The organism is Streptomyces sp. Qhu_M48 (assembly GCF_051305195.1).
Lineage (GTDB): Bacteria > Actinomycetota > Actinomycetes > Streptomycetales > Streptomycetaceae > Streptomyces.
On record NZ_CP195432.1, the window covers coordinates 2,143,505 to 2,156,723 of the forward strand.

Below are 13,219 nucleotides of genomic sequence, written 5' to 3' on the forward strand. Positions count from 1 at the left end.
AACGTTGCCGGGGTACGGGCCCTTCCGGGCCGGTGCCCCGGCTTTCGTTTGCGGCTCGTCCATGACTCGCATGCGGTTCGGCCGTGGTTCGTGTGGTTCGTGTGGTTCGTGTGGTTCGTACGGGAGGACACAGATGGAGTTGCAGGACACCCCGGAGGAGTGGCGGGTCGTCGCGACGACCACCCCGTTCCAGGGAAACAAGACGAGTGTCCGTACGGACGACGTGGTCATGCCGGACGGCACGGTCGCGCGCCGCGACTACCAGGTTCACCCCGGCTCGGTGGCCGTCCTGGCCCTCGACGAGCAGGACCGGGTCCTGCTGCTCAAGCAGTACCGGCACCCGGTGCGGCAGAAGCTCTGGGAGATCCCGGCCGGTCTCCTCGACGTGCCCGGTGAGAACCCGCTGCACGCCGCCCAGCGCGAGCTGTACGAGGAGGCGCACGTCAAGGCCGAGGACTGGAGGGTCCTGACCGACGTCTACACCACCCCGGGCGGGTGCGACGAGGCCGTACGGATCTTCCTCGCCCGCGGTCTCGCCGAGGCGGAGGGCGAGCGTTTCGAGGTCTCCGAGGAGGAGGCCGACATGGAACTGGCGCGGGTTCCGCTCGGTGACCTCGTCCGGGGGGTCCTCGCGGGAGAGCTGCACAACAACTGCCTGGTGGTGGGGGTGCTGTCGCTGGCGGCCGCGCGTGCGGGCGAGGGGCTGGACTCTCTTCGGCCGGCGGAGGCGCCTTGGCCGGCCCGGCCGTTCGAGGCGTAGGAGCGGTTGCGCGGCGAAGGGTGAGGGGTGAGGGCGGCGGGGCTCTGCACGGGCCGCGCCGCCCTCACCCCTGTGGCGTCCGCCCGCCGGGCCCTGGGCACGCGCAGGACCCGTGGCGCGCGCCGGTTCCGCGACGCGCGCCCGCCGGTCCTGTGCGTCCGCCCGCCGGCCCTGAGGAGCCCGCCCGTCGGGTGGGCCCGTGTCTCGTCGAGTGCCGCCTCCATGAGGCGGTGTGACTATGTGTTGATCCGATCGGGGGACGTGCCCGCCCTGCTCCGCCGGGTGCGTGGCATGCGCTGAACTACGCTCGGAATCGCCCGTGCGGAGCCCCCCGCGGGATCGGCTCGTGCGCAGGTGGACGGGAGCGTGGCCCGTGACGGATCAGGCGGTGGCGACGGCCGGCAGCCGGCAGTTCTTCGGCCGGCAGCGGGAGTTGAAGGCCCTGCGCGCCGACATCGAGCGGACCGGTCTCGACACCCTCACCGGCCGCAAGGCCCCCCGCGCCCGCGTGCTGCTGATCGCGGGGAAGCCCGGCTCCGGACGTACCGCGCTCGCCGAGGAGCTGGCCGCCGGACTGGCCGACCGGTACCCCGACGGGCTCTTCCGGGCCCGGCTCACCGAACCCGGCGGCGATCCCGTTCCCACCGCCCGGGTCGCCCAGGAGCTCCTCGCCGCGCTCGGGGTCGCCGAACCCCCCGGGGCCGGCGAGGACGAGCTGACCGAACTGGTCCGTGGCGCCCTCGCCGAGCGCCGGGCCGTCCTGATCCTCGACGACGCCGTCGACGCCGAACAGGCCGACCCGCTGATCCCCGACAACCCCGACTCCCTGGTGGTGGGCGTCGCCCGGGGGCCGCTCACCGGCATCCCCGACGTACGGCCCTGCACCCTCGGCGGCCTCGACCCCAAGTCGGCCATCGAACTGCTCACCGTCTTCACCGGCTCCGTACGCATCACCGTCGACCCGCAGGCCGCCGAGACCCTCGTCGAGGAGTGCGGCGGACTGCCGAGCGCCGTCGTGCTCGCCGGCGGCTGGCTCTCCACCCGCCCCAAGGCCTCCGTCGCCGACCTGGCCAAGCGGCTCCGCGCGCTCAGCGGCGACCCGCTGACCCGTGCCTTCCTGCTCGCCCACGAGGCACTGCCCGCGACCGCCGCCCGGATACTGCGATTCCTCGTACTCGCCCCGCTCGGCCGGGCCGACGCCCACACCGCCTCGGCCCTGGCCGGCTGCTCGGTCTCGGCGGCCGCGACCACCCTCGCCGACTTCGCCGCCCTCGGGCTCGTCTCCGTCGGTGAGGACGGGCAGTACGAGGTGCCCGGCCATCTCGTCCCCCTGCTCCGCGCCCAGCTGGAGGAGCGCGACCGGCCCGCCGAGGTGCAGCTCGCGCGGGCCCGGATGCTGGAGCGGACCGTACGGCTCCTCCAGTCCTGCCGTGCGGTCACCGAACCCGAGGGCTCGCCCGCCCGCCGGAAACTGGCCGGACTGCCGCGGGCCCTGCGCTTCCCCGACGAGGCCGCCGGGGCCGCCTGGCTGCGCACCCGGCAGTCCTTCCTCCTCGCCTCGGCCCGGCTCGCCGTCGCCGACGGGGAACTCGACACCCTCGCCCGCCGCCTGGTCGCCTCCCTGGTGAGGGCGCTCGCCGCGCACCGCGGCGCCGAGGCGGCCGCGCCCGAGCTGTACGGCCTCCACCGGCTGGTCCTGGACGTGGCCGAGCGGCACGGGCTGCACCGGGAGCGGGCCGCCGCCCTGCTGAACCTGGCCGATCTCGATGCCCGCACCGGGAGGACGAAGGACGCTCTGCTGCGATATCGGTTGGCTTTGGATGCCGGACGCGCAGCAAATGACCCGTACGCGACCGGTCGGGCGATGGAATCCGTAGGTGGGTCCTATCAGGAGCTGGGGGACTGGCAGCGGGCCGGCGACTGGTACGGGAGGGCGCTCGCCCAGCGTCTCGACCGGGACGAGCGGGCCGACCAGGCCCGGCTCTACGCCCGCCTCGGCGCCGTGCAGACCTATGCGGGCCGGTACGGCGAGGCGCTGCGGAACTGGCGGGCCGCCGCGGCCGGCTACCGGCGTCTCGACGATCTCCCGGGCCACGCGCGGGCGTTGAGCGAGGCGGCCCGGGTCCAGGAGTACGCCGGGCGGCCCGAGGAGTCCCTGCGGACCTGCGAGGAGGCGGTGGAGTGGGCCCGGCGGGCCCAGGACACCCGGCTCCAGGCCGCCCTCCAGCTGAGGCTCGCCGACACCCTCGACCGGCTCGGCGATCCCGCCGCGGCCCGATTGCACCGGGCCGCGGCCGACAGGTTGCTGGAAACGGAATCATCCGCCTACGAAATCCGTAGTGTGTCGATCAAAGATTAGTACTTTGAAAGGCTAGACACCGGGAACTCCTTCATTAGACTGGGTGCGCCGCGTTCGAACGTGGTCTGCCCCGGTGCGCCCCAGTGCATCCGGGTATGTATCGCAGTGCCCCATGTATCCTCCCCTGATTCAAGGACCGTGATCGACGATGAAGGTCGGCATCCCCCGCGAGGTCAAGAACAACGAGTTCCGCGTGGCCATCACCCCCGCGGGTGTCCACGAGCTCGTCCGCCACGGCCACCAGGTCTTCGTCGAGCAGAACGCCGGTGTCGGCTCCTCGATCACGGACGAGGAGTACATCGCCGCCGGCGCCCTGATCCTCCCCACCGCCGACGAGGTCTGGGCCACCGCCGACCTGCTGCTCAAGGTCAAGGAGCCGATCGCGGAGGAGTACCACCGTCTCCGCAAGGACCAGACGCTCTTCACCTACCTGCACCTCGCCGCGTCCAAGGAGTGCACGGACGCGCTCCTGGAGTCCGGCACCACCGCCATCGCGTACGAGACGGTCGAGACCGCGAACCGCGCCCTCCCGCTGCTCGCCCCGATGTCCGAGGTCGCCGGCCGCCTCGCCCCGCAGGTCGGCGCCTACCACCTGATGCGCTCGGCCGGCGGCCGCGGCGTCCTCCCCGGCGGCGTCCCCGGCACCCACGCCGGCAAGGCCGTCGTCATCGGTGGCGGCGTCTCCGGCTGGAACGCCACCCAGATCGCCGTCGGCATGGGCTTCCACGTGACCCTGCTCGACCGTGACATCAACAAGCTCCGCGAGGCCGACAAGATCTTCGGGACCAAGGTGCAGACGATCGTCTCCAACGCCTACGAGCTGGAGAAGGCCGTCATCGAGGCCGACCTCGTCATCGGTGCCGTCCTCATCCCGGGCGCCAAGGCCCCGAAGCTGGTCACCAACGAGCTCGTCGCCAAGATGAAGCCCGGAAGTGTCCTTGTCGACATCGCGATCGACCAGGGCGGCTGCTTCGAGGACTCGCACCCGACGACGCACGCCGAACCGACCTTCCGGGTCCACAACTCGGTCTTCTACTGCGTCGCGAACATGCCGGGCGCGGTCCCGAACACCTCCACCTACGCCCTCACCAACGCCACGCTGCCCTACATCGTGTCGCTGGCGAACAACGGCTGGGTCGGGGCGCTGCGCCGTGACGCCGCCCTCGGTCTGGGCCTCAACACCCATGACGGCAAGGTGGTTTACAAGGAGGTCGCCGAGGCGCACGGTCTCGAGCACGTCGAGCTGAGCACCCTCCTGGCCTGACCCTCACGGCACCGCCGTCAACGCGTGCCGTCAATGCCACGCACCCGGCCGGACCTTGTCGACAAGGTCCGGCCGGACGTGTGTCCGGACCTGGCGGAACGTTCGGTCAACTCGCCTCGAACGTAACCCTTTAACCGTTTCGCACACCCCTGAAACGTGTGGATGCATGCCTGCGCACCCTTGACAGAGAGGTGTTCGGTTGCCGACACATCGGGCCGGGTCCGGCGGATTGTGTTGCTGCGGAGCGGTGACACGCCATAGAGTCGCCAACCGTCGGCATGGTGCCACGCTGACCTATCGATAAATGTTCCTGGTGACATCCAAGGAGGTAAGACGACTTGTGAATGAGTCGACAATTACTCCCGGGAGCGGTGCGCCAGGTGCTCCGATCGGCTCCGTCGCGGTGCGGACCTTCGCGACGCACCAGCCCATGACGACAGCCCACACGATGAAGACGATGGACGGCCTACACGTGAACGCCACGGCCGGCAACGAGATGGGCCGAGAGTCCACCCACTTCGCCGCCTACGACGAGGTGCCCGAGGGGCACTTCTACGACCCCGACGCCGAGTACGAGCCCGACCCGGAGTACGCGGCCACCCTCGCACCCGACGCTGCCCGCCAGCGCCGCGAGCGGATCGGCCCCACCGGACGGCCCCTCCCGTACTTCCCGATCCCGGGTCCACTGACCGACCACGGACCCGCGAAGATCATCGCGATGTGCAACCAGAAGGGCGGCGTCGGCAAGACCACGTCGACCATCAACCTGGGTGCCGCGCTCGCCGAGTACGGACGACGGGTGCTGCTCGTCGACTTCGACCCGCAGGGAGCCCTGTCGGTCGGCCTCGGCGTGAACCCGATGGAGCTCGACCTCACCGTCTACAACCTGCTCATGGAGCGGGGCATGTCGGCGGACGAGGTCCTCCTCAAGACCGCCGTACCCAACATGGACCTGCTGCCGAGCAACATCGACCTCTCGGCCGCCGAAGTCCAGCTCGTCAGCGAGGTCGCGCGCGAGTCGACGCTCCAGCGCGCCCTGAAGCCGCTGATGAACGACTACGACTACATCGTGATCGACTGTCAGCCCTCGCTCGGCCTGCTGACCGTGAACGCCCTGACGGCCGCTCACAAGGTCATCGTGCCGCTGGAATGCGAGTTCTTCGCGTTGCGCGGTGTCGCCCTGCTCACCGAGACCATCGAGAAGGTCCAGGAGCGGCTCAACCCCGAGCTGGAGCTCGACGGCATCCTCGCCACGATGTACGACTCCCGGACCGTGCACAGCCGTGAGGTCCTCGCGCGCGTCGTCGAGGCCTTCGACGACCACGTGTACCACACGGTCATCGGGCGGACGGTGCGCTTTCCGGAGACCACCGTCGCGGGCGAGCCCATCACCACATACGCCTCCAACTCCGTGGGCGCCGCCGCCTACCGCCAGCTCGCCAGGGAGGTGCTCGCCCGGTGTCACGCCGAGTGAGTCTGCCCGGCGCCGACGAGCTCTTCCGTACGACCGGGGGGACGGCGCTCCAGTCGTCCGCACCCCGCCGGGCCGTCCCGGCACCGGCGGGTGAGAGCGACCCGTCGGCGGCCGAGAACTCCGCCGAGCACACGGCGGCGGGTTCCGAGGCCTCGGAACCCCGCGCGCGGGCCTCCGAGCCCGAGGGGGGCGCTCCGAAGGGCGCGCCCACCGCCGCGGTGCCCGCCCCGGCGGCACGGCGGCGCGGCGGGCGGGCCCCGAACCGGCGGCCCAGCGGCCGCGAGCGCCACGACGAGAAGATCACGGTCTACGTCTCCGCCGAGGAGCTCATGGACCTGGAGCACGCCCGGCTGGTGCTCCGCGGCGAGCACGGTCTCGCCGTCGACCGGGGAAGAATCGTCCGGGAGGCCGTCGCGGTCGTCCTGGCGGACCTGGAGTCCCGCGGCGACGCGAGCATCCTCGTCCGCCGTCTGCGCGGCCGCTGACGGTAGCCTGCGGGCTGCCGCGCTCCCGTTCCCCCTGGACCTCCATGCACCACGCCTCAGACGAAACGTCCCGCCCACCACGCCGCCGCCTCCTGGGCCGCGGCCCGGGCGAGCCGGAGGCCACAGCGCCTCCGGCTGAGCGTCTGGGGGAGGACGAGGGCCGCTCAGGGACCGCCGAGGAGCCCGCGGGCGGGGCGAGGGCCGGTGCGGTGCGCGAGCCCGGGCGGGACCCGGAGCCCGAGCGGGAGCCCCACGTCGAGCCGGAGCCCGACGTCGATCCCGATCCCGAGCCCGGGGCTGGTGCCGAGACCGAAGCCGAAGTCGAAGCCGAGGCCGGAGCCGGAGCCGGAGCCCAAGCCGGAGCCGAAGCCCAAGCCGGAGCCGACGGCGAGACCGGGCGTGAGGTCGGGAGCGGGCGGTTCACCGTGCGGCTCTCGAACTTCGAGGGGCCCTTCGATCTGCTGCTCCAGCTGATCACCAGGCACAAGCTCGACGTCACCGAGGTCGCCCTCTCCCAGGTCACCGACGAGTTCATGGCCCACCTGCGGGCCCTGGGGCCCGACGGGGACCTCGACCAGACCACCGAGTTCCTCGTCGTCGCCGCCACCCTGCTCGACCTCAAGGCCGCCCGGCTGCTGCCCGCCGCCGAGGTGGAGGACGAGGCCGACCTCGCCCTCCTGGAGGCTCGCGACCTGCTCTTCGCCCGGCTCCTCCAGTACCGGGCGTACAAGCGCATCGCGGCGATCCTCGAGGAGCGCTGGGAGGCCGAGGGCCGCCGCCACCCCCGGACCGTCGGACTCGAACCGCACCACGCCGAGCTGCTCCCCGAGGTCGTGATCTCCATCGGCGCCGAGGGCTTCGCCAGGCTGGCCGTCAAGGCCATGCAGCCCAGGGCCGAACCCCAGGTGTACGTGGACCACATCCACGCCCCGCTCGTCAGCGTCCGCGAGCAGGCCGCCGTGGTCGTCGCGCTGCTGCGGGAGCGCGGGTCCGCGCTCTTCCGGGAGCTGATCGAGGACGTCGGCGACGACACCCTCACCGTCGTCGCCCGCTTCCTCGCCCTCCTGGAGCTCTACCGGGAGAAGGCGGTCGCCCTCGACCAGGAGACCGCCCTGGGGGACCTCACGGTCTCCTGGACCGGCGGGGAGACGGACCCGTCCGGGGGAGTGACAGCGGAATTCGACCAGGAGGCACCCGCGTGAGCGACCTCAAGCCCGCCCTCGAAGCCGTCCTCATGGTCGTCGACGAGCCCGCCACCGAGGCGCACCTCGCCAAGGTCCTGGAGCGCACCCCCCGTGAGGTGGCCGACGCCCTGCGTGAGCTGGCGGACGAGTACACCGTCCAGGGCCGCGGTTTCGAGCTGCGACGGGTGGCCGGCGGCTGGCGCTACTACACCCGCGCCGAGCACGCCGCGGCCGTCGAGGCCTTCGTCCTGGAGGGGCAGCAGGCCCGGCTCACCCAGGCGGCCCTGGAGACTTTGGCGGTCGTCGCGTACCGCCAGCCGGTCAGCCGTTCCCGGGTCTCCGCGGTGCGCGGGGTCAACTGTGACGGGGTGATGCGGACCCTCCTGCAGCGGGGTCTGGTGGAGGAGACGGGCGCGGAACCCGAAACAGGTGCGATCCTGTACAGGACGACGAACTACTTCCTGGAGCGGATGGGCCTTCGCGGCCTGGACGAGCTCCCCGAGCTGGCACCCTTCCTCCCCGAGGCTGAGGCGGTCGAGCCGGACTCGCTGGAAGGGGTCCCGTCGTTCGATCCGGATGCACCGGATCGTGAGGATGACGACGACAAGACGGAAGTTTGATGCGAAGCAGCAGCGGCAGGAACAGCAGCGGAAACAACGGCGGGAGCCGTGGTGGCAACAGCGGCGGCCGCGGCGGCAGCAGCGGTGGCGGCCGTGGTGGCAGCGGCGCCGGCGGTGGCGGCGGTTACCGGGGCTCCGGTGGCGGCAGCGGCAGCGGAGGCGGCTCCCGGGGTGGCGGCGGCGGTGGCGGTGGCTACCGCGGCGGCAGCGGCTCCGGTGGCAGCAGCGGCGGCGGTGGCGGCTACCGCGGTGGTGGCGGTGGCGGTGGCTACCAGGGTGGCGGCGGTGGCGGTGGCTACCAGGGTGGCGGCGGTGGCGGCTACCAGGGCGGTGGCGGCGGAGGCGGCTACCAGGGTGGCGGCGGCCGCGACGACCAGAAGCGTCCGAGCAACCCGCGCCGGCCTCGCCCCGAGGAGCGCTCCTACGACGTGAGCCCGCCCGCCGAGGCCCCGAAGAAGGGTCGCGGCTCCGCGGCCCGCGGCGGCGCCAAGGGCGGCCCCAAGGCCCCCCAGGGCGGCACCCCGCCCCGTCGTGGCCCGCACGGTCAGCGGCAGGCCCCGGCCCGCTCGCGCGAGCTCGACGCCAAGATCGAGCAGCGCAACCGGGAGCGGTACGAGAACCGGCCGGAGATCAAGACCCCGAAGACCTTCCCCGGCGCCGAGCAGGAGGGCGAGCGGCTGCAGAAGGTCCTCGCCCGGGCCGGCATGGGCTCGCGTCGCGCCTGCGAGGAGCTCATCGAGCAGGCCCGCGTCGAGGTCAACGGCGAGATCGTCCTGGAGCAGGGCAAGCGCGTCGACCCGGAGAAGGACGAGATCAAGGTGGACGGTCTGACCGTCGCCACCCAGTCGCACCTGTTCTTCGCGCTGAACAAGCCCGCCGGTGTCGTCTCCACCATGGAGGACCCGGACGGCCGCCAGTGCCTCGGCGACTACGTCAACAACCGTGAGACCCGTCTCTTCCACGTCGGCCGGCTCGACACGGAGACCGAGGGCATCATCCTGCTCACCAACCACGGTGAGCTGGCCCACCGCCTCACGCACCCGAAGTACGGCGTGAAGAAGACCTACCTGGCCGCCATCACCGGCCCGCTGCCCCGCGAGGTCGGCAAGCGGCTCAAGGACGGCATCCAGCTGGAGGACGGCTACGCCAAGGCCGACCACTTCCGCGTGGTCGAGCAGACCGGCAAGAACTACCTGGTCGAGGTCACGCTGCACGAGGGCCGCAAGCACATCGTGCGCCGCATGCTGGCCGAGGCGGGCTTCCCGGTCGAGAAGCTGGTCCGCACCGCGTTCGGCCCGATCGGCCTGGGCGACCAGAAGTCGGGCTGGCTGCGCCGGCTCACCAACACCGAGGTCGGCATGCTGATGAAGGAAGTCGGCATGTAAGGCCCCGCGCCTCCGTACGGAGAAGCCCGCGACCGTTCGCCGGTCGCGGGCTTCTCCGCGTCCCGGCTCCCGGGGAGCCCGCCCGGGCCCCTGGGGCGGGCCACCCGGGGGCCTTGGGAATCCCACCCCGGGATTTCGGGCTTGTGGCCGCACCCCGTCGCCCTTTATAGTCAACATGACTCTTAAGGAGGCGGGCGTGAGCCTCGCAAGCATGCTCGAACCGCTGCAACAGCCGCTCTTCACCGTCCTGGACACCCCGGTCAGCTGGACCGAGGTCCTGGGATTCGGCAGCGGGGCGCTCTGCGTCTGGCTCGTCGCCCGTCAGCACCTCGCCAACTGGCCCATCGGCATCGCCAACAACCTGTTCTTCGTCCTGCTCTTCACGCAGGCGGGGCTCTACGCCGACGCCGGCCTCCAGATCATCTTCATCACCCTCGCCGTGTACGGCTGGTGGACCTGGACCCACGGGGGTGGACCAGGCTCCGACGCCCTCCCGGTGCGCCGCACCACGCGCACCGAGTGGACGTGGCTGATCACGGCGGGGGTGGTGGGGACCCTCGCCCTCACCCTGCTCCTCGACCGCGCCACCGACTCGACCGTCCCCTTCTGGGACGCCCTGACGACCGGGCTCTCCCTCATGGCGACCTACGGCCAGTGCCGCAAGCGCCTGGAGTCCTGGTGGCTGTGGATCGCCGCCGACGTGGTCTACGTACCGCTCTACGCGTACAAGGAGCTGTACCTGACCTCGCTGCTGTACCTCGGCTTCATGACGCTCTGCGTCCTCGGCCTGCGCGGCTGGACCAGGGACCTCGCCACCCGGCGTGACCTCCCGGTGGGAGCGGCGGCGTGAAGCGCTACGGCCACGGCCTGGTCCTCGGCAAGTTCTATCCGCCGCACGCCGGCCACCACCATCTCGTCGAGACGGCCCTCGCCCGCTGCGAGCGCCTCACCGTCCTCGTCTGCGCCTCCTCCGTGGAGTCCGTCCCGCTCGACGAGCGGGTCGCCTGGATGCGCGAGATCCACCCCGACGCCCTCGTCGTGGGAGCCGTCGACGACATCCCCGTCGATCTCCACGACCCGGAGGTGTGGAACGCCCACATGGCCGTCTTCCGGGCCGCCGTGCCCGAGCGGGTCGACGCCGTCTTCACCTCGGAGCCGTACGGGGAGGAGCTCGCCCGCCGGTTCGGCGCCGAGTCCGTCCTCGTCGACCCCGAGCGCGGCCGCTTCCCCGTCTCCGGCACCGCCGTCCGCGCCGACCCCGTCGGCTGCTGGGACTTCCTGGAACCGCCCGTACGCTCCGCGCTCACCCGGCGCGTCGTGGTCCTCGGCGCGGAGTCCACCGGCACCACCACCATGGCCCTCGCCCTCGCCGACCACTACCGGCGGCGCGGCGGCGTCTGGGCCCGCACCCGGTACGTACCGGAGTACGGCCGCGAGTACAGCGAACTCAAGCTCGCCGAACTCCGCGCCGAACGCCCCGGCGCCGACTGGTCCGACGTCGCCTTCCACTCCGCCGACTTCCCCGTCATCGCCCAACGGCAGGCCGAACTGGAGGAGGAGGCGGCCCGCGACGGCTCACCCGTCCTCTTCTGCGACACCGACGCCTTCGCCACCACCATCTGGCACGAGCGGTACATGGGCACCACCAGCCCCGCCACCGGAGAGATCGCCGCGCGCGGCCGACAGCACCTCTGGCTGCTCACCGACCACCGGGGCGTCGACTTCGAGGACGACGGACTCCGCGACGGGGAGCACCTGCGGCCCTGGATGACCGCGCGTTTCCTCACCCAGCTCGCCCACAGCGGCCGCCGCACGGCCGTCCTCACCGGCCCCCACGAGGAGCGCCTCGCGGCGGCGGTCGCCGCCGTGGACGGCCTCCTCGCCGAGGGCTGGCACCTCACCGACCCCCTGCCGGAGCGCCGGTGACCGGACACCGGGTGCCCGAGGGCTACGACCCGTACGCCTTCGCACCGTTCGCCGTCACCGTCGACCTCGCCGTCCTCACCGTCCGCGAGGAACGCCTCCACGTCCTGCTCGTCGAGCGCGCCCAGGAGCCGTACGCCGGCTCCTGGGCGCTCCCCGGCGGATTCGTGCTGCCCCGCGAGTCCGCCGAGCGGGCCGCCCGCCGCGAACTCGCCGAGGAGACCGGACTCTCCGAGGCCACCGTCGCCGGACTCCACCTCGAACAGCTCCGCACCTACACCGAGCCGGACCGCGACCCGAGGATGCGGGTCGTCTCCGTCGCCTTCACCGCGCTCGTACCGGACCCGCCCGAGCCCCGGGGCGGCGGCGACGCGGCCGAGGCGCGGTGGACGCCCTACGACACGGTCCGCGGTCTCGCCTTCGACCACGACCGGATCCTCGCCGACGCCCACGAACGCGTCGGCGCCCAGCTGGAGTACACCTGCCTCGCGACCGCCTTCTGCCCGCCCGAGTTCACCCTCGGCGAGCTGCGACAGGTCTACGAGACGGTCTGGGGCGTCGAACTCGACCGCCCCAACTTCCGGCGCAAGGTCCTCACCACGCCCGGCTTCGTCCAGGCCGTGGAAGGACCTCCGCGCCTCACCGGCGGACGGGGGAAACCGGCCGCTCTCTACCGGGCGGGCGAGGCCACGACCCTCCACCCGCCCCTCCTGCGACCGGAAGGACGATCGACGTGAACCACCCCCGCACCGCCACCAAGCAGGCCGCGACCGGCTCCCTGATCGGGCTGGCGCTCGGCGACGCGCTGGGCTTCCCGACCGAGTTCGCCGACGTGCCCGCGATCCTCGCCAAGGTCGGCCCCTGGCGGGAGATGCCCCTGCCCGTCCGCGGCGGGAAGGCGTACGTCACCGACGACACCCAGATGGCCCTCGCCTTCGCCCGGGGCATCCGCACCGCGATGGACCGCGGTGTGCTCGCACCGCTCCGGCTCGCCCGGCCCGTGCGGGACGAGTTCGTCGACTGGTACCACTCCCCGGAGAACAACCGTGCCCCCGGCAACACCTGCCTCAGAGCCTGCGAGCTCCTCGACGGCGACCGGCTCTGGCAGGACGCCAGCCAGATCCACTCCAAGGGGTGCGGCGCCAACATGCGGGTCACCCCCATCGGGCTCGTCCCCGGGCTCAGCGACGAGCAGCGGGCGGGTGCCGCGCAGCTCCAGTCCGGCCTGACCCACGGTCACCCCACCGCGCTCGCCGCCTCCGACCTCACCGCCCGCGCCGTGTACCTCCTCGCCCAGGGCGTCGACCCGGCCGGCCTGGTCGGACAGCTCCGCTCGTACGCGTACGAGAACCGCGACCGCTACCACGAGCACTGGCTCGGCGACCTCTGGACCCGCTCCCAGGACCCCTCCGCCCTCTCCTTCATCCGGCGCGGCTGGGACGAGTGCCTGGCCGTCCTGGAGCGCCTGGACACCGTCCAGCGCACGGCGGACCCGGAGCTCGACCCCTGTACGTACACCGGTGACGGCTGGATCGCGGAGGAGGCCCTCGCGACCGGGCTCCTCTGCTTCCTCCTCTTCCCCGGCGAGCCCCTCACCGCCCTGCGCCGAGCGGCCTGCACCCGGGGCGACTCCGACTCGATCGCGGCCCTCGCGGGCGCCTTCGCCGGTGCCCACCTCGGCGCCGACGCCTGGCCCAAGGAGTGGGAGGAGCCGATCGAGTACCGGAGCGACCTGCTGACCCTCGGTGCGCTCTGGGACGCTTGA

General features: G+C 72.3%; 12 protein-coding genes. All 12 read left to right on the forward strand.

Features of this window, described 5'->3' with window-relative positions:
* The first annotated feature begins 133 nt into the window (after positions 1-133).
* Positions 134-760, forward strand: a complete 627-nt coding sequence (locus tag ACRRSS_RS09965) for an NUDIX domain-containing protein (protein ID WP_435970853.1) — start codon at positions 134-136, stop codon at positions 758-760.
* A 373-nt stretch (positions 761-1,133) separates the two neighbouring features.
* Entirely contained in the window at positions 1,134-3,119 is a 1,986-nt protein-coding gene (locus ACRRSS_RS09970) for a tetratricopeptide repeat protein (protein ID WP_435970854.1), read from the forward strand.
* 148 nt (positions 3,120-3,267) lie between these two features.
* The gene (ald, locus tag ACRRSS_RS09975; RefSeq protein ID WP_435970855.1) at positions 3,268-4,383 is read left to right on the forward strand and encodes an alanine dehydrogenase; all 1,116 of its coding nucleotides are present in this window, start codon (positions 3,268-3,270) and stop codon (positions 4,381-4,383) included.
* A gap of 448 nt (positions 4,384-4,831) precedes the next feature.
* Positions 4,832-5,857 carry a ParA family protein gene (locus tag ACRRSS_RS09980; protein ID WP_030212665.1) on the forward strand — a complete coding sequence of 342 codons (1,026 nt, stop codon included), beginning with the start codon at positions 4,832-4,834 and terminating at the stop codon, positions 5,855-5,857.
* On the forward strand, positions 5,842-6,342 hold the full coding sequence (locus ACRRSS_RS09985; protein ID WP_435970856.1) for a hypothetical protein: 501 nt from the start codon (positions 5,842-5,844) through the stop codon (positions 6,340-6,342). The genes ACRRSS_RS09980 and ACRRSS_RS09985 overlap by 16 nt, the downstream gene beginning before the upstream one ends.
* Before the next feature lie 44 nt (positions 6,343-6,386).
* Positions 6,387-7,544 (forward strand): segregation/condensation protein A, encoded by a 1,158-nt coding sequence (locus ACRRSS_RS09990; RefSeq protein ID WP_435970857.1) that lies wholly within the window; start codon positions 6,387-6,389, stop codon positions 7,542-7,544.
* On the forward strand, positions 7,541-8,146 hold the full coding sequence (gene scpB / locus ACRRSS_RS09995) for an SMC-Scp complex subunit ScpB (RefSeq protein WP_435970858.1): 606 nt from the start codon (positions 7,541-7,543) through the stop codon (positions 8,144-8,146). Before ACRRSS_RS09990 ends, scpB begins: the two co-directional genes overlap by 4 nt.
* The gene (locus tag ACRRSS_RS10000) at positions 8,146-9,531 is read left to right on the forward strand and encodes a pseudouridine synthase (protein ID WP_435970859.1); all 1,386 of its coding nucleotides are present in this window, start codon (positions 8,146-8,148) and stop codon (positions 9,529-9,531) included. Before scpB ends, ACRRSS_RS10000 begins: the two co-directional genes overlap by 1 nt.
* A gap of 196 nt (positions 9,532-9,727) precedes the next feature.
* Positions 9,728-10,381: a nicotinamide riboside transporter PnuC gene (pnuC, locus tag ACRRSS_RS10005; RefSeq protein WP_435970860.1), complete on the forward strand. Its 654-nt coding sequence runs from the start codon at positions 9,728-9,730 to the stop codon at positions 10,379-10,381.
* Positions 10,378-11,457: an AAA family ATPase gene (locus ACRRSS_RS10010; protein WP_435970861.1), complete on the forward strand. Its 1,080-nt coding sequence runs from the start codon at positions 10,378-10,380 to the stop codon at positions 11,455-11,457. Before pnuC ends, ACRRSS_RS10010 begins: the two co-directional genes overlap by 4 nt.
* Positions 11,454-12,191, forward strand: coding sequence for an NUDIX hydrolase (locus ACRRSS_RS10015; protein ID WP_435970862.1), 738 nt, complete (start codon positions 11,454-11,456; stop codon positions 12,189-12,191). Before ACRRSS_RS10010 ends, ACRRSS_RS10015 begins: the two co-directional genes overlap by 4 nt.
* A complete protein-coding gene (locus ACRRSS_RS10020; protein WP_435970863.1) occupies positions 12,188-13,219 on the forward strand; it encodes an ADP-ribosylglycohydrolase family protein in 1,032 nt (343 codons plus the stop codon). Before ACRRSS_RS10015 ends, ACRRSS_RS10020 begins: the two co-directional genes overlap by 4 nt.